General features: G+C 32.6%; 18 protein-coding genes. All 18 read right to left on the bottom strand.

Annotated features, from left to right (window positions below):
• Positions 1-13: 13 nt before the first annotated feature.
• Complete coding sequence (ureA, locus tag ACE01P_RS11850; RefSeq protein ID WP_072945076.1) at positions 14-316, bottom strand: urease subunit gamma; 303 nt, start codon at positions 314-316, stop codon at positions 14-16.
• Positions 317-650: 334 nt separating this feature from the next.
• On the bottom strand, positions 651-1043 hold the full coding sequence (locus ACE01P_RS11845) for a hypothetical protein (RefSeq protein ID WP_379697858.1): 393 nt from the start codon (positions 1041-1043) through the stop codon (positions 651-653).
• 206 nt (positions 1044-1249) lie between these two features.
• Positions 1250-1888 carry a hypothetical protein gene (locus tag ACE01P_RS11840; RefSeq protein ID WP_379697856.1) on the bottom strand — a complete coding sequence of 213 codons (639 nt, stop codon included), beginning with the start codon at positions 1886-1888 and terminating at the stop codon, positions 1250-1252.
• Between the two features lie 160 nt (positions 1889-2048).
• Positions 2049-3506, bottom strand: coding sequence for a catalase (locus ACE01P_RS11835; RefSeq protein WP_379697853.1), 1458 nt, complete (start codon positions 3504-3506; stop codon positions 2049-2051).
• Between the two features lie 291 nt (positions 3507-3797).
• A complete protein-coding gene (locus tag ACE01P_RS11830) occupies positions 3798-5159 on the bottom strand; it encodes a hypothetical protein (protein ID WP_379697851.1) in 1362 nt (453 codons plus the stop codon).
• 155 nt (positions 5160-5314) lie between these two features.
• Positions 5315-6322 carry a VOC family protein gene (locus ACE01P_RS11825; protein ID WP_379697849.1) on the bottom strand — a complete coding sequence of 336 codons (1008 nt, stop codon included), beginning with the start codon at positions 6320-6322 and terminating at the stop codon, positions 5315-5317.
• A 57-nt stretch (positions 6323-6379) separates the two neighbouring features.
• Complete coding sequence (locus ACE01P_RS11820; RefSeq protein WP_379697847.1) at positions 6380-7237, bottom strand: SDR family oxidoreductase; 858 nt, start codon at positions 7235-7237, stop codon at positions 6380-6382.
• 163 nt (positions 7238-7400) lie between these two features.
• Positions 7401-7979 (bottom strand): Crp/Fnr family transcriptional regulator, encoded by a 579-nt coding sequence (locus ACE01P_RS11815; RefSeq protein ID WP_379697845.1) that lies wholly within the window; start codon positions 7977-7979, stop codon positions 7401-7403.
• A 126-nt stretch (positions 7980-8105) separates the two neighbouring features.
• The gene (locus ACE01P_RS11810; protein WP_379697843.1) at positions 8106-8546 is read right to left on the bottom strand and encodes a guanylate kinase; all 441 of its coding nucleotides are present in this window, start codon (positions 8544-8546) and stop codon (positions 8106-8108) included.
• 51 nt (positions 8547-8597) lie between these two features.
• Positions 8598-8849, bottom strand: coding sequence for a hypothetical protein (locus ACE01P_RS11805; RefSeq protein WP_379697840.1), 252 nt, complete (start codon positions 8847-8849; stop codon positions 8598-8600).
• Between the two features lie 150 nt (positions 8850-8999).
• Positions 9000-13679, bottom strand: coding sequence for a hypothetical protein (locus ACE01P_RS11800; RefSeq protein ID WP_379697837.1), 4680 nt, complete (start codon positions 13677-13679; stop codon positions 9000-9002).
• 93 nt (positions 13680-13772) lie between these two features.
• Positions 13773-16229: a hypothetical protein gene (locus ACE01P_RS11795; protein ID WP_379697835.1), complete on the bottom strand. Its 2457-nt coding sequence runs from the start codon at positions 16227-16229 to the stop codon at positions 13773-13775.
• Positions 16230-16236: 7 nt separating this feature from the next.
• On the bottom strand, positions 16237-17580 hold the full coding sequence (locus ACE01P_RS11790) for a PKD domain-containing protein (protein WP_379697832.1): 1344 nt from the start codon (positions 17578-17580) through the stop codon (positions 16237-16239).
• A gap of 56 nt (positions 17581-17636) precedes the next feature.
• Positions 17637-18680 (bottom strand): hypothetical protein, encoded by a 1044-nt coding sequence (locus tag ACE01P_RS11785; protein WP_379697829.1) that lies wholly within the window; start codon positions 18678-18680, stop codon positions 17637-17639.
• Positions 18681-18704: 24 nt separating this feature from the next.
• Positions 18705-20042, bottom strand: coding sequence for an IPT/TIG domain-containing protein (locus ACE01P_RS11780; protein ID WP_379697826.1), 1338 nt, complete (start codon positions 20040-20042; stop codon positions 18705-18707).
• A 21-nt stretch (positions 20043-20063) separates the two neighbouring features.
• Positions 20064-20909: a hypothetical protein gene (locus ACE01P_RS11775; protein WP_379697823.1), complete on the bottom strand. Its 846-nt coding sequence runs from the start codon at positions 20907-20909 to the stop codon at positions 20064-20066.
• Positions 20910-20993: 84 nt separating this feature from the next.
• On the bottom strand, positions 20994-21608 hold the full coding sequence (locus ACE01P_RS11770; RefSeq protein WP_379697820.1) for a hypothetical protein: 615 nt from the start codon (positions 21606-21608) through the stop codon (positions 20994-20996).
• A 779-nt stretch (positions 21609-22387) separates the two neighbouring features.
• The gene (locus ACE01P_RS11765; protein WP_379697817.1) at positions 22388-26221 is read right to left on the bottom strand and encodes a fibronectin type III domain-containing protein; all 3834 of its coding nucleotides are present in this window, start codon (positions 26219-26221) and stop codon (positions 22388-22390) included.

The raw sequence follows: 26221 nt of genomic DNA, 5'->3' as shown, positions 1-26221 counted from the left end.
TATTTTTTTAGATTTATCGCACAGGATTGTGCACAGTTACAAGTTTGGTTCCGTCTGGAAACGTAGCTTCAATTTGGATATCATGAATCATTTCTGGAACACCTTCCATTACATCTTCTCTACGAAGCAGCGTCGCTCCATATTGCATTAATTCGGCTACTGATTTACCATCTCTTGCGCGTTCCATCAACTCACTACTGATAAGAGCAATGGTTTCAGGATAATTTAGTTTTAAGCCACGGGCTTTTCTCTTTTGAGCTAGTTCGCCAGCTGTATGCAGCATTAGCTTCTCAATTTCTCTTGGTGTTAAATGCATAATAAAATATTTTAGTTAAAAAATAACGTGTAGAAAGCCGCACAACTAATCTCTTTTAGATCAATCATGATTTTTCGGATGTAATGAAAATGGGTTGAGATATGGCAATATTTGCCCTTTCCAAATAGAATTCTACTCGGATAAATTACTGATGCATACTTATATAAAAACCTGCACCAGAATCACTTACTGCAAAATGAATAAATATTTAATAGATGGAAAGTGTTTATAACTTTCTACTAAAATAAGACACGATGCTTCAATCAGGATAAAAAACAACATTTTACCATGAACACAATGTGCTAAACTTCAATTAAGCAGTTTTAAAGAAAAATTAAATGTGGATTTTTAAACTGTGAAATAGGATATTTCTTGACATGTTTCGAAAAGGAGCAATGTTTTTTTCCAACAATCCTTGATTGTTCAATTTTACACTTTCTGTGTAAACAAAACAGTTGTCTCTTAAACTATTACCATTTAAATGAAGTGGAGATGCAGGTAAAGAACTGCTGCATTTTTCCGTTTCAGAAGTATTCTCTAATAAAACACATTTTAATGGGTCAGACTCTGAAAGTGCTTTTTCAAATATCGCTTTACTTGGAGTTGAAATCTCAAAAAACGATTCCGTTACGGCATTACTATTTACCTTATTTACAATACTATTGCTATAACTATTTGGGATAGTTAAAAGGCAAATTTGTAAAAAAAGAATGTAAGCTAACTTCATCGGGAAGACTTCAATTATTAGAGGATTGTTCCTTTATAATTGCAAATTTAGCAGGGTTGAAATACAATTGAGTAGCACAAATCTTGACTTTTCTTTTCCAAATTTATAAATATTAGAATTTTAACATGATTTTGTCAAATTAACTGAGCTTGTTTTATTCCATGTTTGTACCGTTGTAAAAAGTATTCGAATGTAGTTAGGTTACATTAGTTATTATCTGAAGCAAAAATAGCTAGTATATCTTCTAGCTTAGTTTTTAAAAGATCTACACTTTGATGTCCAAAATAAACCGCCAAGATATTATGATTGTTATCGAAAATAATAAATGACGGAGTGCCTTGCAATTGATTAAGGGTAAAAGTTTCTGCTAATAGAGGAATCTGAGAGTAGTACGATTTTACTTTTGTTATTAAAATCTCTTTCTCAATCTCAGAAAAATTTGTGAAATTTGGAATGGCTTCACAAATTAATTCAATTTTATTTGAACCGATAAACTGCTCAGAAGTTGTCATAGAGTCAAAAGCAACTGGAAAATCGGGAATTTCTGAATACTGAGAAGTTCCATATTTTGCTGCATAGTACTTTTTGGTTTCACCAACCAATGTGCCATCATGCAACAAAATTTTTAGGTTTGCTTCATTATTAAATTCAAAATCTTCAAAAGCAGTAGCTACTCCAATAAAGCCAACTTTTTCATTAAATGCTTGATAAAGATCGTTCATAATAGGAAAACCATATATAAAACATCCAGGGCAATTAACTTGAAATACAAACGCTACATTTAGCTTTTTAGGAGTAAATTCTCCTTGAACTAATTCTTGTGTATTGAGATGAAATTTTGACATCGATGAAAATTAATTATTATACATTTTTTATTGCCTGACAAACATTGCAATTACAGTACAAAAGTAGTTTAGGACTATTAACAAGTTAATAGTCCAGTTTTTACAATAATTAAATTTTTCTGGTTTTAATTATTTTCTACAGCTTTTAAACATCATTTATTTATGACAGCACTTCGCTCATTTCTATTCCTAAAGCTTTCGCAACGCCTTCTCCATAAGCTGGATCAGCTTTATAGCAATTTTGAATGTGTCTTATCTGAATAAATTTCTGAGCTCCTCCTACTTGTTGGGCAGTATTTTTAAAGAGCAACTGTTTTTTCTCTTCTGTAAGCAAACGGAAAAGTAAACCAGGCTGCGTAAAATAATCACTATCATCTTCTCTGAAATTATATGCATAAGCATCTCCATTAAGTGTTAATGGTGGTTCTTTAAATTCTAGCTGTTCTTGCCATTCGCCAAAACTATTCGGTTCGTAATGTTTTCTTCCGCCATAATTTCCGTCTACACGCATTGCGCCATCTCTGTGAAAGCTATTATAAGGGCATTTTGATGCATTTACCGGAATCTGGTAATTATTAACCCCTAAACGGTAACGTTGTGCGTCTCCGTAAGAAAACAAACGCCCTTGAAGCATTTTATCTGGAGAAAAACCAATTCCTGGAACTACGTTTGCTGGATTAAAAGCGGCTTGCTCTACTTCTGCAAAATAGTTCTCTGGGTTTTTATTCAATTCAAATTCTCCAACTGGAATTAACGGAAAATCGCCTTTTAACCAAACTTTCGTTAAATCAAAAGGATGGAAACGATAGGTTTTTGCCTGCTCTTCTGACATGATTTGAACAAACATTTTCCATTTTGGGAAGTTTCCTTCTTCAATAGCATTAAATAAATCTCTCTGATGGCTTTCTCTGTCTCCTCCAACTAATTTAGCTGCTTCTTCGTCAGAAAGATTTTCAATTCCTTGTTGTGAAACTAAATGGAATTTCACCCAATGTCTTTCGTTTTGAGCATTTATAAAACTAAAAGTATGGCTTCCAAAACCATGCATTTCTCTGTAAGATCTTGGAATTCCTCTATCACTCATTACAATGGTAACCTGATGTAAAGCTTCTGGTAGTAATGTCCAAAAATCCCAATTGTTATCGGCACTTCTCAAATTAGTTTTTGGATCGCGTTTCACCGCATGGTTCAAGTCAGGAAATTTCATCGGATCGCGGAAAAAGAATACTGGCGTATTATTTCCTACCAGATCCCAATTACCTTCACTCGTATAAAATTTCATGGCAAAACCACGAATATCTCTTTCAGCATCAGCAGCACCTCTTTCTCCTGCAACAGTCGAAAAGCGTACAAACATTTCTGTTTTTTTACCAATCTCAGAAAACAAGTCCGCTTTTGAATATTGGGTAATATCATGAGTTACGGTAAAAGTTCCGTATGCACCAGAACCTTTTGCATGCATCCTTCTCTCGGGAATTACTTCGCGGTCAAAATGCGCCATTTTTTCAAGAAACCAAAAATCTTGCAGTAAAACAGGTCCGCGAGGCCCAGCAGTTTGAATGTTTTGATTGTCTGGAACCGGAGTTCCTGTAGCGGTAGTAAGCTTTTTATTTTCCATTGGTTTAGTAATTAAGTTATTCAACATTAATCGTAGTGATATATAATAAATAGATTTTTCAACTACAATACCAAATATACAAAACATTAATTATCAACAACTTAAAATACAAAATCAAATTTTTAGTTTTTATATTTCGCTAATTTATGCTAGAAAATTATGAAATATAATAAATAGCGTAGAGCAAAAACATATAGAAACAATTGCCTATTTGGAATAAAAAAAGCAGCCTTGTGGCTGCTTTTTTGTAAAATTGATGAATTAAACCTTTTTTGAACTTTCGCAATTGAATTACATTTCTTTTAAGTTCACTTCCTTTTTATCGCCATCTTTATCTATGGTTACCCTTTTCTCAATATTAGCTTTATCATTATAGGATTGTGACGCTGTGCCATAATTTGTTGTAGAACCTTGATAACCAAAATAATTGTAATAATTTGTGTATCCAGATACATATGAATAATTATATGAGTTGGTAAAATCAAAACTAACCATAACAACATAAGTGCCAGGCATAAGATCTACAAATTCGAAATGTCCTTGATCGTCATAAACCTTGGCTTTTTTTATACCATAACCAAAATCAGTATTCAAAGGCACTTCTGGCATTTTTTTCTGTTTACGAATTTTCTTGTTGACCTCTACCCATTCTTCATAATAAGCTGAACTTGGAAAAAGAGTAATTTCTGTGCCTCTTGGTGCAAATTGTTTCTTAGCAGTATTCACTAAACCTCCCAATTTCTTACCAGAGTCTGATCTTGCATAGGCTGTACCAATTATTACACTATTACCATTGGAAATTTGCTGTGCAACCTCTTCTTTATTAAATTTGTTTTTAATAGGCTGATAATCTAGCTCTTCGTTAACTGTAATTTCCCACATTCCATTAGCCATAGACATTTCGCGCTGCCATAAACGATGATCTTTTTTGTCAATAGCATAATTATAAGTCGCGTTGGTACTTTCTTCCAAAACTGTGACAAGCCATGTTTCGTGCTTACCTGTTCTCGGAGAATTGTAGACATAACTTTTTACCTCTTTAATAGTGTAATATTCAACTAGTATATTTGACTCATCATTATAGTAGAATTGCGGAAAACGAGCTTTGTAACCTACATCCAAAGGCAATGTTCCAATCATATGATCGGCCAAATTGAAGTCAAAATATTCTACCTTAGGCTGAAGCTTTAGTTTTTTATCTTTTTTAGTTTTCTTAGAATAGAAATTACCCGTAATGATTTCAGCAAAGTTGAGATTTAACTTTGCATTTTTAGTTTCATCAGAATAACTTATAGCTCTAAGGGTTTGAGCGTCTGCTGTACTAATACGTGTGGTAGGTATTCCGTTATCTTTTGGAGTAAAAGTATTATTTAACGTCAATTGATTATTAGCCAAAGTTATATCATACGTCAATGATCCCATGTTCTTCCACTCCGAACCTTTGACATAATAGACTGTGTAAAGTGATTTTTCTGGTTTAATAAACTTTGTATTGATATCCTTGCTTCCTGGGACAATTGCTTTTTGTCCGAATGTCATAAATGGAAGCAAAATGAATACATAAAAAAGTTGCTTTACCAAATTAGGCGTTCCGCTTTTTAAAAATCCTAATCTTATTAAGAAAAAACTATCTGTAATGTTACCTTTCATCATAATTATTTTGATTGACGACAAATTTACGGACATCAAACACAAAAAAAAATACCTGATTTCATGGTAGTTTAACTATTTTAGTATCGTTTAGTAGAAATTTAAAAAGCCAGAACTTAATTGTCTGGCTTTTTAAAACTTTCAAAACAAATCAAAAGTTATTCTTTTTGATCTACAAAAACATACAGTTTCTGAACTTTTCCATTTTCAATTACAAACAAATCCATACCACTTACAACAGCTGGTTTTGCTTTTGAACCAAATTGCCAATACAATCTTGCAATATTATGATTGATTTCAACAGATTTTGCAGTGAATTTAAATTCAGGATTTTTAGTTTGAAGTTCTACAATAAACTTGCTGATATCATCAATTCCTTCAGCGATAAAATGACGATCTACCATTTCTACATTAGAAGCGTAAACTTGATTCAATAAAACTTTGCGTTTTGCTTCATCTTTTTCATTCCAAATTTTAAGATGATTTTCGACAATTGCTGTATTTTTTTTAGCATCTAAATCAGCTTCAGAAACTTTTTTCACAGCAGCATTTTTCGGAGACCATAAAATTGTTTTGGGATTCGTTTTTTCATACCCTTTTCCATTTGGATAAGAAACCAATTCCATTTTAGAACCCCAAGGCGTTTCAAAATAAACCCAAGTTTCTCCAGCTGTATCACCAGAAGGCATTGTAAAAGGTTCTCCTAAAATTTTTACACCTTTACTTTTTAAATATTGCACTGATGCATTAATATCGTTTACATAAAAAGCGATGTGAGAAGCTCCGATATCATCTGTATTTGGGTGCGTTTTGCTTCCTTTGTTATCTGCATATTCAAACACTTCAATGCTTGCTCCATTTCCTGCATTGATCATTTTAATGGTGACAGCACCAGTATTTGGATTGATGTTATTTAATTTTTTCCAATCAGCGTCAAGCGGAATTGGCCCTAATTGAGTAACAGGTTTGAATCCAAGAACATCGTCAAAAAAGGTAACGGCTTTATTAAGATCAGGAACATTGATCCCAACATGATCGATTCCGACGATTCCTGCGTTGGTTTGCGCCACTGTTTTTTCTGAAGCAGAAAATAATACTAGTAAATTAAGCATTGCTGCTGCTGAAGTTTGTACTTTTTTATTTGATTTTTTATGAGTTGTTTTCATGATATTTTATTTATTAATGATGTTGTTATTTTTATTGATATTGTTTTTAAGTATAAATTAATTAGTATAAGCTGCTACCCATTTTGCTTTAATATTAGCACGAGCTTCAATAAATTCTTTGTCAGTCCCTTGTGCAATAGCATCTAGTGGAAAACGAAGTGGTCTCTCCCCTTTTTTCATGCTTACCAATTCTAGAATTCCATCAGCAATAGTTTGCGGATTCATATCGAATTGCGCCATTTTACCAAATAATGCAGTTCCTAAAGCGTTGAATTTTTCTGTCGCTGCTTCCCCGTATTCTTCGATAATTTCAGTTTTATCGGCATGAATTCCGGCTTTAGAACCGTTGTTCATTTCTGTTGGATAAACGCCTGGCTGAATGCTCACGTTTTCGATTCCGTAATCTGCTAGTTCGTCTTGTAAGCCTTCTGTAAAACTTTCTACCACCAATTTTGATGCGATATACGGAACCATAAAAGGAAGTGTATGTCCGCTTGCTCCTGTTGTAATGTTAATTACGAGTCCGTTTCTTTCTTTTCTCATTGAAGGAAGAACCGCTTGATACATACGAAGTACGCTATAAACGTTTACATCGAACATTTTACGAACCTGATCAATTGAATATCCTTCTAAAAGACCAAAACCGCTTACTGCTGCGTTATTGATTAGGACATCAATTTTTCCGTATTTAGTGATTACTTTTTCGATTGCTTTGCTAACTGATGCGTCATCTGTAACATCGATATCTACTACTTCAATGTTTTCTATTGCTCCTAGTTCTTTCGCAGCAGCGGCATTTTTATCATTTGTGTTGCGCATTCCTGCAATTACTGAATGACCTGCGTTAGCTAATGTTACGGCTGTTAATTTTCCAAAGCCTGTACTTGTTCCTGTAATAAAAATTGTTTTTGACATGATTTCTAATATTTAAATGTTTATAATGTTTGTTTCTTTTGAACATTACAAAGTTGCGACGAATGCAAAACGTACACATTGATTAGAAATAAGTAAAAACTTGATATAGATCAAGAGTTGGAAGAAGGCATAAAAAAAGGAGCTTTAAAAGCTCCTTATCTGTTTATTTCTTTGCCGTTTGTTTTCGAATACGGCTGAGTGTTTCTGGTGTCATGCCCAAGTATGAGGCAATCATGGTTTGCGGAATTCTGGAAGCAAAACCTGGATATTTATTTACGAAGTTTAAATACTTTTCTTCTGCTGTTAAAGTCAACGAAGCCTGAATTCTGTTTTGGGCGGCGATAAAACTTCTTTGCAAAATAGCATTGACCATATTATTAAAGGCTGGAATTTCTCTGCACAGTAATTCAAAGTTCTCATGAGTAAAAAGAACCAATTCTGTGTCTTCGATAGCATCGATATTAAAACGAGAAGGTTGTTGCATCATTAAACTCTCGCGATCTCCTGTCCACCAGTTTTCAATACTGAAACTGTTTACATGTTCACTTCCTTTGTCATCAACAGTATACGTTCGAACACAGCCTTGCGTGATAAAAGCATCGTATTTCCAAACATCTCCTTCTTGAAGCAGATATTGTCTTTTTCTAAGCTTTTTAATAATAGCAAATGATTGAATACGTTCTGATTCTGCTTGAGTCAGTTCGGTTTTATCTTCTAGATACTTTTGGAATATTTCATACATAGGATGTAAAATTATGCAAAAGGCAACTGAAGAGCAAATTTTTAAAGTGATCGAATTTCAATTTCTAAATCTCTACTTGCTTTTCAATTAGATTTACATATTCTGTTGGAGTATGCGAAGTAATTTTTACACCTTATTTTTCTTAAGGAAAACAATTGGTTCAGCATCAAAAATAAATTCTTCTATAGGTTTTCGTTCTTCCCAAATCTCTTCTATTTCATTCTCTTGAATCTCATACATGGGGTCATAACCGTGTTTAGGAAAATCCTTAAAATAGCTCATTGCTTCTTCCAGTGGACGCAAAGTATATTTTCTATTAGAAGTATTTTCGACAAAAAACTTTAATCCTTTGTATGTACAAAAAGTGCTTACATCTGCAGCACTTTCAATAGCGTCAAAAGTAACTTCTTTATATACTTTATCTTTTAGATTTATCTCATCATATCTTTTGAAACCTTTGTCTAATAATTCTATATGATAGTCTGTTTGCAAAACATAGAATTTATCTGTTTTCCAAAACCTACAATCTACCTCCATATGCTTCGCAAATAAATCATTTCTTACCATTGCTTTTTTATTTTACTTATATTAATTCAAAAAACAACTTGAATTAGAAGTTTACTTTAAATTTTCATCATCAAAATCTAAGCGTAAAAACTCATTCATAAGTGCTGATGGAAAGGCATAATTTGTTTTTAATTCCCATTCTTCCGTGAATTCTAATTTTTCAAAAAATCTCTCCATAAGAAATTCTCTATTTCCTTTTATGGTTATAAGAATCCATGTAGAACTATTATACCCTTTATTTTTAGGTATGATGAATCTTTTGATTACATTGTTGTCTTGTTTGTTTACGTAAACCTCAAACATCTTTTCTACAAATTTTAATACTATATTCTGAGCTATGAAAATTAGTAAAAAACTAGCAGAGTATTAAGGAAAGATGATTATATTAAAATTAAAAACCCGTTTGAGAATTCTCAAACGGATTTTTAAATTTTTTATAGTTCTTTCTAGAAATTACCTAAAGTTATTATTATTTCTATACTTATAAACAAACTCATTTGCCTGCTTATTCCCCGGCAAATTATACTTCAATACTATTTCATAATTTCCGTATCTCATGAATTGGAAAGTACTACTATTAAATTTCTGAACAAGTGCCATAGCACCTGGTTCTCCATTAACGTGTGAATTAACTATTTGGTTATTCAAATCTACCCAATCCTCTTTGTAAAGTAACGGCATATTGTATTTGAAAGGAAAATTACTTCTCATCCAAGGCTGATTAGTATCGTTTTCTAAACTAGTCATGTAATAAGCATTTAACGGGATTGCCTTTGCGGGAATAACTCCTAATTCGTTAGTATCTCTATTTATTATAGAGAAAGTACCGTTTAAAGGATAATCTTTGTATAAATAAGGATAGATGTCTGTTCCATAATATTGGTCGTTTAATTTAGATTCTGCTATTATTACAGGCTTATTATCACTGTAAGTTACCCCTCTAAGCTCAACTAGATCAAAAGCTTCTTGACTTGAAATTGTATTGGTCAAATAAATAACATCTGAATACAAAACTCCAAAATTATAGTTTTGAGTACTAATTGCATTCATCTTAGAAGCAAAAGTCTTGTATTTACTTGTATTGAATGAATAATTTAAACGATCAATACTTCCTTCTGCTTTTGATAAAGCATCTGCTTGATTTTCTTTTATTTGTATATTGTTACCCTCATTATCAATCGTATTTGTTTTAGTACTTGAAGCTGTGTCTCTCGATCCATTCTGTTTCAAATTACTTACGATTGATAAATTGTATTTCTTCTCCTGATCGATATTTGGCAGGTTATAATATACTTCATTTGAAGTCGTATCATAATTAAATGCTATAGCCTTTGAGTTCGAATTTCCATCTTGATCTACCTTAATACTAGTCTCCCAACTTGCATCTTCAAACAGATAATCCTGACCACGTTTAAGCTGAATATATCCTTTTGGATATTCTTCTTCAAGGAAATACTTTTGATCTACAATTGGATATGAATATTTAATATTAGTAAGCGGAATATGGTTTGGTGCGCCTCCTGTTGTAAATATTCTTTCTTCGTATTCTGTAGCTACTTTTCCGTCTACTTTTACAGGTTGAAATGCGCCATTGACCATTTTTTGGAAACTAACCTCAACTTGAACTTTTAATTCTTTATGAGGAGGAAGAATATCTGTCGAAACAAAATTAACTCTGTCTTTCAAACTACCCCATTCAAAAACTCCTGGAATTTCTTTTGTTCCATCAAATACTTTGAACTTTTCTAATATTATTTTATAAGTCACATCGCCCGAGTCTTCAGGAACTACAAAAGCTTCATTAACTTTCATTGAAAACGCGGCTTGTGGCACAGCAAAAACATCTATATCGGTCGAGCTTTGTTTTGGAGTTACATCGGTTATCAATTTAATTCCTCCAAGCGGTGATCCATTTTCAAATTGACATTCTTCGCCAATTTCAAATTTAAACCTGAATTTTCCTTTTATTAATCCGCCCAATATATTCATATTTCCGGCCATATATCCTCTCATCCAAACTGGATTTGGCAATTTGGCCTGTAATAAAACTGCAGCTCCACCAGAAATAATTGGCACTTTTAATTTTAAGAATGACAATTTAACTCTAATTCCAAGCTCTCCCTGTAGGTAAGCATAAGATTGTCCATTAGCGTACCAGCCATTTATTCCTACTTTTTTTCCTGTATTAGAACATCTTGCTTCTTGATAATCTTTAAGCATAATATCGAATCCCATTCCTGCTTGAAAACGAGCGTAAAAAAGCAAGAAACTTAAATCTCCAGTATCAAAATCTAAACTTGCTCCAAAGGCCAAACCTCCTCCGTTTGCCAATGCGTTCTCATCACGCATATAGTCAAGTTCTTTTAAATCGACACCTAAAATATTTGCTACTTTTGCTGGCGGCGGCGGACTTCCCGGAAGTAATGTTCCCGCCATAAAATAACTGGTGGTTTTTAAAAACATACCAGCTATGCCTATTTTAATTCCGCATCGATCATCGGGTGTTCCCATGTACATATACCAATCTTTTGGATCTTTGTGAAAGACTCCCCAACCTGCTCTTCCCCCTTCTCCAATTCCAGAAAGAAAATTACCCGGCGTATTGATATATACATCCATTGTACCGTGCATAGAATGATTTTGAAAATCAAATTCTATAGCAGATGCCATTTTTATTCCTACTTCATCTGTCAAAGGATCTGGTATAGCTTCTTTAGCTTTCGGGAGAAAGGTATTAACAAAAGATCCTATCATTTCTCCTGTGCTCATGTTAAAAAGATTTTTCCTAGCAGTCAGATTAGATTTAACTTTTTGCACTAAAGAAACCATGTCTCCCAATCCTTCAATTTCGGCCATGACTTTTGCTTTGCCAAAAATTGCTAACCTATTTACTCCTCCTTTTGAGTTAAAGGCTATTTCAAATCCAGCTTCACCATTACAAACCTTCTCAGAGCCAACATAAAAATAAATTAAAGCTTTAACCCCTAAATTTATTTTTTCGTCTGGTCGATAACTTAGTCCTGAAGGAGAAAATTCACTAATGGCTACATCTTCATTTCGACGCATTTTATAGTAGGCGCCCCCCGCAAAACCATTAATCATAAAAGGCGCAGGTGTGGCATGAATTTTTACAGATGCATCAAAATACCAGTATCTAAAAGTTGTGCGTCCAAAAATAGCTTTTGCCTTTACATTAACTACCTCTGCAACATCAACTTCTAGATCTGCATTGAATCCGTTACCATATACAGGATCTTTCTCCATGAGGATTAGACTTCCGTTAATTGTAAGTCCACTGAACTTACAATTAACGCTTATAGCCGAAACATCCAATCCGTTATACCTGCTACGCTGCCTATACCCATCATCAACCATTTTGCCTAAGATCCCAATTCGTGCTGTAGCTCCTGCTCCGCTATTTTCATCCATCAAATTGATTCCTAGATCAAAATCGATTCTAGAATCATCTCCATTAATAGCTACATTTATATTACCAATCGAAACAGGGAAATTACCAAAGGAGACCATACCTTTATACCCCATATTTCGAACTGAAATAATTGGTGAAACAGTCTGTAATTGCAGATTTTCAAAAGAAATTCCTTTAAAATCGACTGTCTTTTTCCCTTCTACATCGCTGTCATCTGTCGCTCCTTTATTGGTTCCAAAAGAAACTGTTCCGTTCAAATTTGCTTTAGGCAAAAATTTCCCATTTAATAATTTCAATTCAATAGAACTGTTAGGCAGCAACAATGCTCTTGCTTTCCATATATCAAAAGCGATTGAATCTTTTGTAACTACGACCAGCTGCTGTTCTTGCATCGATATAAAACCATTATACTCCAATCCCGCTCTATTAGTTTCTGGGGCTTTTTCAGGTTTTGTAGCACTTGCAGAAGCCGCAGGCGCAGTGGTTACTGGTTTTTCTTTTTTCTCTTGCGCAACTTTACTAATTGGCAAAAGAATTTGACCTCTTAAATTGGCTTTTATAAAAGTATTGGCTGCAATCGTTACATCAATATGGTCTAAAGAGTATGCCCATGATTTTTCCTGACTGGTAATACCACGATCTAATGGAAAAACATTATTTGCATAAAAAGTTCCCGAAACTCCAAACTTATCAATAATAAGATTTTGGGCACCTACATGAATTCTTTCTTTACTTGAAGCTGTATCTGTAGTTTGAAATTCTTTTGGCAAACCTACATCAAAAGTCTGTATAAATACACCTTTCCATGCTTCTTGACTAGGCACTAACAGTGCATTTTTTGTATAATACTCTGGAAAAACTACAGTAGGATTATTTCTTAAATCACTTAAATCTAAAACCGCATTACTGACTAGAAACTGAAAATTACCTTCAAAATCTTTTCCATTACGCTTATCTTTCATAACGAAAGGCTGCAGCGTAACATTAACCAAAATATCATTCCAACTACCTGCCAAGAAATTAAACTCACCTCTAACACGATTAGGAATCTGAGCTGTTTTTCCGTTATAATAAGTTTTAGGAACTGTTGTTTTTTTCTCATCGACCGTTTTGGTTGTCGGATCAATTGGAAGTATCAAATCTCTCGAAAACTCAACTGCTCCTGAAATTTTCATTTCTTTAAAACCATCGCAGTCAATTGTAACATAAGTTAAGTCATCTTTTACATTACCGGTTGCCATATCAAAACCTCCATACAAAGATACCTGCCACTTATTGTCGCTAAAAGGAATATCAACATTGCCTAACAATACTAATTTCGCTTCGCCTATAATACCTCCTTGATGCGATAATTTAACATTATTTGCACCAAAGAAAAGCTGCATCGGCTGTCCGTTTTTATCTTTCTGCGGAATATCTACTCGACAGAAAACAGTCAAAGTGGTGTACTCTGGCGTAAAAGTAGCTTTTGTAACTCCAATAGAATACTGAACATTACTTATGGTTTTTCTAATACCAATTGGCAACTCCACCAAATCTTCATTCGAAAATTTATCTACCCAACGGTCAGCGGCTTCAATCTTTTGGATCGAACTCGAAGCTGCACTTAATTCTTTTGGAGGCGCAATATCCTGTCCATAAGAAAAGACAACTGAAAGCATAATAAGCAGTGCCGCAAAATGTATTTTGTAATTTTTTTTCATAAGCAAATCATTCTGTTTTTTTGAAAAATAAAGCATACCGACTTCTTTTATATTTTACCCTCTTTTAAACTGTAAAAGAGTTTTTTTTGACTATTAATTATTCTTTAAAAACTTAAAATCAACCTCTTCACCATTAACATTTTTAAGTGCTAAATCATGATAGAATGGAATTAATTTGATTTTTATTTCTTCAATTACAGCTGCATCTGTTTTTTTATCTTTCATCATTTTAAAGAAATCTCCCAGTTCTTCTTTATTAAAAGCAGAAAGATTTTCATTTTCATGAATCTGATCTACAGGTGTATTTGAAAGTATCGTAATCTCATTAAGCATCCATCGATGCACTAATAGAGGTTGCAACTTTTTATTTTTTCGGTCTACGAGTTTTAAATAAGAATTATAGCTCACTCTATCTGTCACATCTTTTTCATCTACACCGTGCATTTTATGTTTATTAACTCTTCCTAAAGCCATAACATAATCATTCTCATAGCCTTCATCTTTACGAGTCATTTCTTCTCTTAAACTTTTTACCGTTTCATGAATATAATTGTCATACTTGTTTAAGATGTCATTATTTAAATCATACGCTTTTAAATAATTCAAAGCTTTTTCTTTGAAGCTGTCATCGTCAGGAGTCAAAGTTGTAAGGGTAAGCAGGTGCTGCAACTCTTCCGAATCTTCTTTAGGCATCGGACGAAGCGCTGACTGCATATCCTGAAGCTGTTTTATAATCTCATCTGTCGTTCCTTCGTAAGTCTTGTCTTTATGATTGATTTTCAGGACAGGATTTGAAACTGTTTCTTTCTCTTTTTTAGGCTCTTTTTTCGCTGGCAATTTGATTTTATCAAGCGAACAAGTGTAATTTAAAGTAGCCGTTAAATCGTTAAATTTATTCGTGTTAGTACTGCTTCTAAACATTGAAATAACATTTAAACCAAAATTATGTCGTTGAAACATGACATAGCTATTGTTAAATTTAACTCCAAATACAGAACTCGAATTCATATTTCCTTGCGAATTATTATAGAGAAAACCAAGATTTGTATTTAGCTTGTCTTTGAATAGCTTTTTTGAAGCTCCAACTGAAGCTCCCATAGAAGAATTATTGTTTCTGCTTACTTCGTTTTTGGTATAATTTAATGAACTGTTTAAAGAAACTTTCGTTGCAAGAAAACTTACCGTATGTGCCAAATTATAATTTTGAACCATACTCGCTTGACCTTTCCTAATTACGCCTCCTTGCTCATTAGCTTGCCCCGCAATACTATAATTGAAATTTAAATTTTGATTTCTTTTTTTCCCGAAAGCATAAGACATGTTTACATTGGCATTTTGAGACAATTGTCTATAATCTAAAGTATCGGCCTGCACCACATTCGGATTATTTATAAGCTCAAACTGATCTAATTTCTTATTTGTATAAGTAGAAAAATTAGAATAACTACCCGTAATGTTTAGTTGATCTGTTACTCTATAATTCATGTTAATAGAACCAACGACACGTTTTGTATCTTGCTTTTTAACTTTATCCAAATCGTCTTTTTGAAATCCTAAACTGGTTGAAACCGTAATTTTATCATGGTAAAAAGGTCTCGCAAAACGCAATGCGATGTTTTCTAAATCATTATTAAAATATAAAGCTCCAAGAGTATTATAATTTGGGTCAATACGTTCGTAGGTTAATCCGACTGTACTTTTCTGAATATTATAATCGAAATTAACATTGAAGGCATTCATATAACTTGTACTTTCTTTACTAGAAAATATTTTATCTCTAAAACCTCCGCCAGAAAGTCTTTCGCTTCTCGTATCATCTGTTAGCACAGACAAAGCATACTCCACATTTAAATTTAAGTTCTTAACAACCGAAGTGCTAAAAATCAAACTGTTTACAAAGTTTTCTTTTGGCGTAACTCCTTTATCAGTAACCATATTTAATGAGTTCGCATCATCTTTTGCATAAAAGCCAATCCAACCTAATTTATACTGCGATTTCTCGAAACCTACTTTCGCTCCATAACCAAAACGCTGATATACTGGAATTCCGCCCATAGCATTTTCTTCAGAAACTGCTTTAAGCAATTGCCCGCCCATTAAGGCTACTTTAAATGGTCCGTTTGGAGTAAGTTCTAATCCCACACCTTTAAACGGATAACCGCTTAATGTGTACGGCGAAAATGTCATGCTTACATTCCCAATATAAGCTTTTACCCATTTATATTTGGGCATAATGCTTAATCTATTAAAATCAAATGGAGCGGTATAACCTAAGTTTTCTCCCTGATTAGTAAAACTATAAAATAACGGAACGCTAAAATTAAAAGCACTGATGTTCAAACTCCCAGAAAAAAGATACGTGAATGGCTCACGCGAATTTTCCATATTAGAATTATAATACATCATATTGGCATTAATATTACCCGTTACCTTAAAATTAGGTTTATAAAAAGTCTCCAAATCTACATCCTGTGCATATCCTTTCCTGCAAAAACAACAGGCAAAAACAATACATAACCAAAACAAGATTTTATTATTTTTTATCTTCATTTATTGGTTATTGTTTTTGAACTTTGATATCACATAAAATGTAAGAACTTGAACCATTCTTCACCATTTCTTTGATTTTGATGGCTCCTTTTCTGCCATCTTGTGTTTTAAATAAAATGATTCTCGGATAGGTAAAACCAAATTCCTGTGCTCCTCCGGCGGTATAACTTATGTTTAGTGATTTTATTGGCGTATCATTTACCATACTGTCAAATTGTGTTTCAGTAAAGTTTAAACCGCAATTGCACAAATTTTGAGAGTTTACAAAAATGGTACTCTGCGCATTCTTTAATGCTAAAAATCCATAATTATTTACCTGATCTGGAGAAATGAATCTGTTGTATGTAAAATTGCTGTTTAGCCCTTGAAATACAATATCTATTAAACTGCTATTCTGATCGTTAATTTCGTTTGCTTTATAAACTTCGCGCGTAACCGTGGAGAACGTTGCACCAATATTATTCCCATTATGCGCTGTGTTTATTCCTAATTTGACATTTGCGAATGTTCTCAGATTTGTATCAGGAAGAACCGTGATTGTCGACTTGAAAACTTGACTTGTTTTATCATTAAAAGCCTCCAAAGTAACTTCATGAGTTCCTGCGCTTGTAAAAACAACTGTAGGATTCTCTTCTGTCGAAACAGCTGGATTTCCTCCTTCAAATGTCCATTTATAACTTGTTGCACTTACTGATTTGTTTGCAAAATCGATTGTTACAGGAGCTTCATAATCATCATCTTCAAATTTTGGCTCGTAAGTAAACAAACTCACCAAATATGGATTAACTGTAATAGTCTTAGTCTGTTTTTCAGATTCAAAACCATTTGAAACAGTCAAAGTTATGTTGTGTTCTCCTGGAGTTGTAAAGACAACATTTGGCGGTGTTTTTCCGGTAAAAGAAGCTGGTGAACCATCTTGAAATTCCCACTTAAAAGTTAAACCTTCTCCAATCGTTGAATTCTTTAATACTACCTCAACAGGAGAATAATTACTTTTTACGATTTCATGAGAAAACTCAATATTGATTCCGTCTTTTATTTCGACCGTCTTAGTGAATTCTCTGCTCTCTCCATCTACATTTTTTGCTATTAATTTAATGGTATAAGTTCCCTGCTTACTGAATAAAATCTCGCCAGGATTTTTAGAATTAGAAACAGACGGATTTCCTCCTTCAAATGTCCATTCATACGTATCTGCACCCGTTATTTTATTATCAATTTTAATAATAACGGGTATTGATTCATCCTGATCGACATACGAAGTGGTAAATTCACCTTCTATGGCTATAGCAGTTTCCTGATAACAAGAAGTAATAGTAAAAAGTAAAAATAAGAGTAAAGTTTTTTTCATTCAGTGCATTTTAAAACACTGCAGTTATTAAAAAACTGCAGTGTTTTTTTATTGTATTATTTTTCAGCAGCAGCAAATTTTGTTTGGAAATCAGAAATTTTGATTACGTTACCAGACTCTAACAGATAAATATCATTTCCTTTAAACTTAAGCATTTGAACATATTTGAAAGAAGAGAAAACTCCTTTACCTGATCCTCTTACTTTTAAGTCTCCATCTTTAAAAAGAGAAAGACTATTATCCTGAAGATTTAACTTAAAGATTCCTTTTCCCACATTCACTACATACAAGTCGTTTTTTGTATCAAAAGTAATATCAGAAAAATGATCACCATTTGTTACCGAAACTAGAGTTTTTACATTCCACTCATTGTTCACATATTCTAATTTTCTAATTGCAGAGTTTTTATAAGTTCCTGTACTTGAATCATAAAGATCATCGATTAAATACAAAACACTATTCAAACTAATTATTTTGGTTACAGTAGCAAAACTCGCGTCTAACCCTGCACCATCTTTTATTTCATTTTTACCTGAACCTGCAACAAAAACATCTCCTTTTAATTCTGGTAAAACTCGTTTTATATTTCTTGCATTTATGTCGAAAACAAAATAAGTATTATCATTATTATTACAAATAGTGAAAAGATTGATCTTACTAGCAAATGGAGAACTTATTGGTTTCATTGCATAAAATGCATTTAACTCAGAAAAGTTATTTTCGAAACGCATTATTTTATCCTGATCTGGGCTGTCATTACCTTTTGATACCATCAGAATATCACCGTTATCTGCCAAAGCAAGTTTTGCAAGGTTATAAGTTCCCAAATCAAGGTTTTTAAGTGTAGCCTCTTTACCATCAAGATCAGTCTTTTTTAAACTTATATAAATTGCTCCCTTTTCATCTTGATTTTGTCCTATCGAATAGAGCTTATTATCGCTTCCAATAACAAAATCATTTATAGAAAAACTTGTAATATAGTCTGCTTTTATTTCTCCTTTTTCTTCGGGTAAAATTGCTGGTTTACTATCTGGTCCTGAACAACTATTTAATACTAAAAAAAATTGCAATAGTGCGATTGCTAAAATTCTCCTTTTCATTCTATTAATATTAATCTTAAAAAATTACAAATAACGTTTGATGATTTTATCCGTAGAAATAGCCCACAGGATATTATTTTTATAACCAATTGATTTTATATTTTGATTGTTTGTGTAATCAAGAGTCCATGTTACTCCACCATCAATTGTTTTATAAATTTTATTTTCTAAAATTGCCCAACCTGCATTAGCATCTTTAAAAGTAAATTTTGTAAACTTTTCCCCCGTGTAAACTTTAGTCCAAGTATCACCACCATTTACCGTTTTATATATGGTAGCATTATTCAATAAGACAAAACCATTTGAGACATCTGCAAAAGATACTTCTGAAACTCTTGCATTGGCTTCGTTTTGCAAATAGTGTTCTTTCCAACCGTCCGTTTCATTATTTTTAAACAAAATAAATGGGTAATTTATTGATTTTATCGTTTTTTGTCCAGCTACCCAAATATGATTATTATCAATCTCCGCAGATTTATTAATGAATCCTCCATCATAATTTGCATCATTTAAATTTGCATCATAAACTTGAGTAAAGTCTGCTCCATTAGAAGTTACATAAACATCTCCTCGTTGAGAAACTATAGTTCCTTTTTGCAAATTATCATCAACATAGACACTGCTAATTCCTGGAGATCCTGAATTAATTTCTTTCCAAACATAAGCGTTTGGTGTTCCATAAGCTTTTCCTCCAGCAGGAATTTTGTTTAACCCACCTCCTGACGATTGATCCCCATAAAGAGTGTAACATAATCCCTCATCATTTTTTGTAACATAAAAGCCAAAATTATATTGACTAGTTGCCCATAATGACCAAGATATTCCACCATCTAAAGTTCTATAAACCCCTTCAGAAATATCTTGACCTATAGAATAGTACATAACCTTATCGCTTATCATTTGAGTACGACCAATTTCTAAACTGCTTTTCTTTGTATTCTCTATTGTAAACCAAGCATCAGCGGCTGGTTTTGGCAAAATTCCAATATTACCATTGTAACTGTTTTTAACCTCATTTGATATCTGTTTATCAGCCATTGTTATTGCCATTTTAGGCAATACTTTTTCTGTTTGAGGCAAAACCACTTTAATTTCAGTAGCAGTAGCATAAACAATCGTAGCATTCACCCCATCAAATGTAATTTTGATGTCACTTACTTTCTCTGAAAAATTCTCTCCAGTTATACTAATTGTTTCTCCGGTTTCTCCAGCATTTTTAGAATACGAACTTATTTTTGCCGTTTTTACCACTATAACTGGTGGTTCTGGTGTTGGAGTTGGACTATCTCCAGAATCTGAACTACAAGCGTTTAATGCAAATAAAAATTGCAATAATGCAATTGCTAAAATTTTGTTTTTCATTTCTTTTATCTATTTCTATAATTATTTTCCTGAATTATATTTACTTCCTAAAGTATAACCGTTACCAACCAATACCCTTAGAATATTCATTGCTGTAATATCTTGGCTCATTTTGTAACCAATTGGATTCCCTCTATTTTCGAAAGTTGCTTTGAATACATTTCCATTGAATGTAATTACTTCTTGATTTAATAATTTTTCATATCCTGAAACCATACCACCTCTGGCAAACCAAGTTCCTACTAAATTATTATCAAGATCTAAAACCTCATATTTTAAATCTCCATTTGAAGAAGGCGAAGTCATTTTGATGTAGCCAATTCTCTTGTCATTTATATCTATATTTTGTGCCTTAACGCTAAAAATAGTCCCATAATCATCAATCGCTAATTGATAGGTGTCTGCAATTTTATTCGCATTATCCACTTCGCCTTGAATCCCTAAACGCTTTGCAGCTATACCTGCTAAAGCGCCAGAAACAAAACTATCTATCGCTTCTTTATTTAGACCTTCCGTTCCGATCATATTTCTGTCCATTAGTTCATAGACAATACTACGGTCATAATTGAAAGCACTGAATTTTCTGCTTTTGTTCTTAAATTCTAACTCGTTGGTCTTTCCTGTAGCGAGATCTTTGATTTCAATCCATGGCAAAACTAAAGACTCCTCATTTTGTGCTTTTTTTAACTCTGCTGTAATCGCATACGTTTTATCTAAACTCAAAATTGTAAAAACTGGTTTTTTACCCTCTACAAAACCAATTGTTTTTTCGTCTAGTTTTATTTCTCCCTTGTCAATTTTTATTTTTTGTGCAAAACTGCAAATGCTTATTAGCGTTATTATTAGGGTTAAAATGTTTTTTTTCATGTTTAAATTTTTATTTTTTTTTTGTTTTTTAATCGATATGCACTTTCAATCTGATAGTTCACAATAGAGAATATCATACTTTATTTATTTTTCTAAACTAATCTCTACTTTAGAAATATAATCTTCGTTTATATTTAAAATGTTATCTTTTAAATTTAAAACCTCTTCTAAATAAGCTTCAGATAAATCAATATAAAATTTTATAACATTACTAACTTTTGTATTATTCAGTAACTTCAAAACATCAAGTTTAACGATGTTCTTTTTAAAATTTCCTATAATAATCTCTTTCTCATACAAGCACTTATTCAAAATTTCTTCCAAATTAAGCTCTTCTAGACTACTACTCTTAAAAAAAATAGGCCCTGATAATTCATTTCTATTATTATAATCTATTTTCATAAAAAAATTAAAATCTACTCTCATGACAAAAATGTCCTTATTCAAATAACTATGCTTTGAAATTAGATTGAGATTACTATAATTAGAAACCTCTTTCTTATCTACAATATAAATCGCATACAAATCGCGCAAATCGAAGTTTTTGAAAAAAAAAAAAGAAATGTAATCTGTATCAAATACTTCTATATGCACATCATATTTTAAACGACTTTCAAAGTGCGATTTAACAAAAGGAATATCATTATATTCCGTAATGAATCTCTGAGAAATTACATTATACTTTCTTGATTGGTTCATATGGTTAATAGTCCACTTTATAGATATCTATTTTTTTCTTCTATATATTTATTCTGTTCAATATTGATATGTACATTTTCACTAATACTAATTCGCTACTTCTTAGTTTATTCTTTTTAAATCGACATTAGACTATTGTCTTGATATTCTTTTACCAATTAAATTCTTTATCAGCATGATGCCAATTTATTTCATAAATAAAACCTTTTCTAAGAGTGCCATTCAAAGACTCTACGCATTGACCATAAAACTGTATTTATTTTATTTCAATGAACGTTTTTAAATTTTAAATATCACTTTGCGTTCACGAGCAACATGCTTGCAATAGCAGAATAATTACTATAAATTCTTAAAAATTACCATTTTCTTCTTTTATATATTTTCTATAATATTTCAAAATATATAATGGAAAAAAGGCCAAAGTGATAGGCAAAAACATAGAAAAAAAGCCTACATTAAATCTTAATATCTCTGGTTCAATAAATATAATTATACAATAAACAATAACTGGAATTAGATAAGAATGTTTATTTTTATTTTCTTTATCGAAATAGATAAATAATGATGATATAAATAAAACTGTATAAAAAAACAAATTCAAGAAAAATATTAGTATTTCAGCTTGATTTCTACCTCCTGCTTGAAAGTAAAAATTAGTCAAAAATAATAACAAAAAAACTCCTGTTATATAATTGTATATCATCAGAAAATTTGATCTATATGATAAATAAATTAAAAAAAAAGACAGACTAATTTGAAAAAAGTTATTTAGCATATTTTTAATTGTTTATTGTTATTACAAAAGCTTCTGTTGTTGTAGATAAATTAGGTGTAGAAATCCCTTCAGCAGGCGAACCTAATTGATTAACGACCAATTTATCGGTTTTTGTTACTTTTATTCTATTTGCTGGAATTCCTTGTTCAATCAAATATTTTATAGTATACTCGGAAGCATACACAGCAATTTTTTGATAATCCGAAACCAAAACCTCATCAATTGAGGCAGCAATTCTGCCATTGGCATAAAACACAGGAATATAAAACTTCTTTTTTCCCATTTTTTTTGCTATCTCATAATCAATAATTCCTTTTAATGTACATCGATTTTTAACCGCAAAAGCTGTCATTTTTTCAAATATTCCGATATCAAATTTTGAATGGCTCAATCCATATTTTAAAGACAATAACCAAACTAAATTTTTCACATAATCCAAATACCAATTTGGTCTCATATATATTTTATCTGGAAATGACGCATCTGAAAATGCATGATCAGTAGTTGTACCCAATACTTTATCTCCACCATACATAATATATTTATCAGTATCATTAATTAAATAAATATCATTTAAAGCTTCTTTTAAAGTTTTTCCTTTAAATATCTCTCTCTGTTTTGTATAACTTGTAAAAAATCCCATTCCATTCTTTTTGAGATAGTAATTAAAAAATAAAATCCACGGCTCAATTTTATCTTTCAATGCAGCTCCTCCTTGTCCTTTCCATGATTTAATTGCTAATTCTTCATTTTTAGTATTTTCATACAGGTTGTAGTCACTTAAATTCTTAGGAGTTAAATTATTTAATTTAGTGTGGGCATAAGTATCTCCAAAACGATGTAAAAGTTCTCCTAATTTAGAGATGTTTTCCTTAGGAGTATAAATAAATTGTATTGCCGTCAAAAATTCTTCCGTGCCATGAAAACCACCTGTTAAACTATGAATAGTTTCCTGATAGTCTCCATCGGCCCAAGTATCGTTCAATTCAAATTTTGTTTCACTGTGAATTGTTGTGTCAGGAGCTTCAGTAGCTTCTGCCAATTGTTTTGCTTTAGCAGGATCCATTCCTAACATTAAAGAAACTAAATAAACTGTAGAATAATGCCCATCTGTTTCATATTCGCCATCACTCTGACTCTGAAACGTATACAATTTAAGCGCAGGGTCATTGATCTGTTTCCAATCCATGTGGTTTAAAACATCACCCGAACTATAATCCATTAAGAAATCAGTACTCGACTTTGTTGTCTTGTACTGCTCAAACGGATGCTCCAATCTAAAGATTCCGTGACCTAATTCATGCGCGGGTGTTTTATCATCAGCTGAACTAAATACATAGCCAAACTGGCCATTAAGGCGCATATAGCCCTTCTGTCCTGTATTGGATTTTTTATCAGTAACAAACAGCACATAACTAAAAGCTGAACCATTATACAATGCATTTATCCTTTGTTGTTCTGAACTGTATGTTGATGTTAATGTGCTTTCATCAGTTTTAATTTCATTTACATTATCTGGAACTACGCTGCTAATTTTTAATACACTTTCTTTAGTAAAATTAATTTTTACTCCAATTTTATCGTAAATTGCCTGGGTGCGTGAGATAATTGCATCAGCTTTAATTTTTGAAATATCGTACGTAGGCACTAAGGCAACATTAACATTTTTTGGTGAAATATGCACCAGCATAAAAGCACCAATTACCTTCCACTTCTTGTCTTGTTTTATTGTAGCTAATACCTGTTCTTCTGCATAGCTTTGATTTCCTTTTACGGTTAGCACAAAAATGTTATCATTTCTTTTAAAGTCAATTTTTGCACCATTTTGGGTTTTAAAAACAATGCTATCCAAATTTATTTTACCATCTGTAAGGGCTACTGTAGCCAACATAGTATCGGAATCACCGTTTAAAACTGCTTTATACGGCAAAGCAACATTACTAACTTGTTTGTATAACTTTTTTAAAGCAGTAGAAGCTCCTTCTGGCATAACATCAAAAGCGTACTTACTTTTAGCTCCTTTACTTGGGTCTTCATTATTTGAAAAAGCTATAGTAACTCCTTTTGCTGTAAGTTCTGTGGCTTGGCCATTTTTATCTACGCCATCGGTATTTTCAGGAGTAGGTTTTCCTCCTTCGGCAAATGAAGTACCTTCATTACTGCCGTTTCCTTCGCGGTCTACATTATACACTTTGGGCTCAACAATAACATTTCCCTCAGCATCTTTAACTCCACTGTCTGTAATAACGGTATCTTTCCCTCCCGGAATAGTTACCTGCTCACCGTCCACACCATTTACAAGTATATCACCATTAGGGTTAATTACAATATCTTTAATTACAAACGGAACAGTTTCTTCAATCTGTCCTCCCTCACCTTCACCCGTGAAATCTTCTGTGTCAGTAATATTTTTCCAATCAGGATTATAGCTCGTTTCTACAATACCACTTATCAATTGATAGTCGGTATTAATTACGATGCTATTAAATTCAACGGCAATTTTAGTATCTCCCAAATAAGGCACAACAATGTAGCCTCGACCTGAATACGGGCTGTTTTCGCCTTGCAATTCTAAAATAGTTACAGGGAAATCACCAGCCTTAAATGTCTCACTTTGAATTAGATTGGTAAGTGGCTTTTGGTTCTGGATATTGATTTGTGGTACAATACCACAATTGTAAGCAGGAACACTGCTAGTTTCTGTTGGCGTAGTAAAAGTACTTACATTGGAATAGGTAAATGACTGAATGCCATCTTCGGCTGGATCACAGCTTGATCCAACTCTAAATTCGTAGGTTACTCCTGGCTCTAAATTGGTTAGTAAACTTTGTCTGTTTAAACTATTTGACGAAAACCATTGTGCATTACGAACACCCTGTTTTTTATACTGTACTTGGTAACGTGTATGTTCTGGCACACCTTCCCAAGTAATTTTTACGCTTTTTGAATTTTGAGATTCACTTAATAAAAACGTTGGTGCAGCACAAGAAGCAGTGTATTTAAATGAATATATTTCGCTATAGCCGTCATTTTTGAAAACAGAATTTTCCGAAAGTCCTGTTGTCGAAATCGCTCGTACTCGCCACGCATAACGCAAACCTGGAGTAAGTATAGGCATACTCAAATTGTACAAAACTGCTGTACCAAACAAAGTTTCTTCGTATAAAGTCGGCGACATTTGAAACCCGATTTGAGGATCTAATGTTGGATCTAGAAGTTGTTTTAGCTCAAATTTATATGATATGTTTGTTGCGTTGATCTGACGCGGAGTCCAAGTAAATAAAATATTAGGAAACTCTGTCGAAGCAATTTGTTCATTTTTCTGTGGCGTATTTAATAACGGCGGATCATTTAATATCAGATATAAATTGGCACAGCTCTTTTGAGATATTTTTTGATTCGTTACAAAATCATACATCTCAAAGCAAAAATTGTACATTCCCTCTGGCAGCGGATTTGCATATTGTGCCGGAGTGATTCCTTGCAGGTTTTCTAACCTAAAAAGCGATGCAATATCGACATTGGTTAAGGTTTGAAGTTCACCTCCATTTATATATATCGGTCTTTGTTCCTGTGCATAATCAGAAGTTTGGATATTTAGTCCGTTACCTTGAATATACATTTTTAAGCGTACTCTTCTTTGCGATATCGAAATATCCGTTGGATTAATCAGCAATTGCATCTTCGTATCCATGCTTGTCGCATAATCGGATATTTTGACGCTGTATGGACTATTAAAAACTGGCGTTAATTGAACTGGATATAATTGTGCATATCCAACTGCATTAAAAAACAGAAATAGAACAAAGAAATATATGTTATTGAAAAGGTTCTTCAT

The sequence above is a fragment of the Flavobacterium sp. HJSW_4 genome (assembly GCF_042436695.1).
GTDB lineage: Bacteria > Bacteroidota > Bacteroidia > Flavobacteriales > Flavobacteriaceae > Flavobacterium.
The sequence above is the reverse complement of the archived record's forward strand: the minus strand, read 5'-3'. Positions and strand labels throughout refer to the sequence as shown.

Excerpts from the sequence above, each read along its gene's own strand:
- ACE01P_RS11785 (WP_379697829.1), bottom strand. The coding sequence starts at position 18,680 with ATGAAAAGGAGAATTTTAGCAATCGCACTATTGCAATTTTTTTTAGTA.
- ACE01P_RS11835 (WP_379697853.1), bottom strand. The coding sequence starts at position 3,506 with ATGGAAAATAAAAAGCTTACTACCGCTACAGGAACTCCGGTTCCAGAC.
- ACE01P_RS11765 (WP_379697817.1), bottom strand. The coding sequence starts at position 26,221 with ATGAAGAACCTTTTCAATAACATATATTTCTTTGTTCTATTTCTGTTT.
- ACE01P_RS11805 (WP_379697840.1), bottom strand. The coding sequence starts at position 8,849 with ATGTTTGAGGTTTACGTAAACAAACAAGACAACAATGTAATCAAAAGA.
- ACE01P_RS11820 (WP_379697847.1), bottom strand. The coding sequence starts at position 7,237 with ATGTCAAAAACAATTTTTATTACAGGAACAAGTACAGGCTTTGGAAAA.
- ACE01P_RS11770 (WP_379697820.1), bottom strand. The coding sequence starts at position 21,608 with ATGAACCAATCAAGAAAGTATAATGTAATTTCTCAGAGATTCATTACG.
- ACE01P_RS11780 (WP_379697826.1), bottom strand. The coding sequence starts at position 20,042 with ATGAAAAACAAAATTTTAGCAATTGCATTATTGCAATTTTTATTTGCA.
- ACE01P_RS11795 (WP_379697835.1), bottom strand. The coding sequence starts at position 16,229 with ATGAAGATAAAAAATAATAAAATCTTGTTTTGGTTATGTATTGTTTTT.
- ACE01P_RS11845 (WP_379697858.1), bottom strand. The coding sequence starts at position 1,043 with ATGAAGTTAGCTTACATTCTTTTTTTACAAATTTGCCTTTTAACTATC.
- ACE01P_RS11775 (WP_379697823.1), bottom strand. The coding sequence starts at position 20,909 with ATGAAAAAAAACATTTTAACCCTAATAATAACGCTAATAAGCATTTGC.
- ACE01P_RS11840 (WP_379697856.1), bottom strand. The coding sequence starts at position 1,888 with ATGTCAAAATTTCATCTCAATACACAAGAATTAGTTCAAGGAGAATTT.
- ACE01P_RS11830 (WP_379697851.1), bottom strand. The coding sequence starts at position 5,159 with ATGATGAAAGGTAACATTACAGATAGTTTTTTCTTAATAAGATTAGGA.
- ACE01P_RS11810 (WP_379697843.1), bottom strand. The coding sequence starts at position 8,546 with ATGGTAAGAAATGATTTATTTGCGAAGCATATGGAGGTAGATTGTAGG.
- ureA (WP_072945076.1), bottom strand. The coding sequence starts at position 316 with ATGCATTTAACACCAAGAGAAATTGAGAAGCTAATGCTGCATACAGCT.
- ACE01P_RS11815 (WP_379697845.1), bottom strand. The coding sequence starts at position 7,979 with ATGTATGAAATATTCCAAAAGTATCTAGAAGATAAAACCGAACTGACT.
- ACE01P_RS11800 (WP_379697837.1), bottom strand. The coding sequence starts at position 13,679 with ATGAAAAAAAATTACAAAATACATTTTGCGGCACTGCTTATTATGCTT.
- ACE01P_RS11825 (WP_379697849.1), bottom strand. The coding sequence starts at position 6,322 with ATGAAAACAACTCATAAAAAATCAAATAAAAAAGTACAAACTTCAGCA.
- ACE01P_RS11790 (WP_379697832.1), bottom strand. The coding sequence starts at position 17,580 with ATGAAAAAAACTTTACTCTTATTTTTACTTTTTACTATTACTTCTTGT.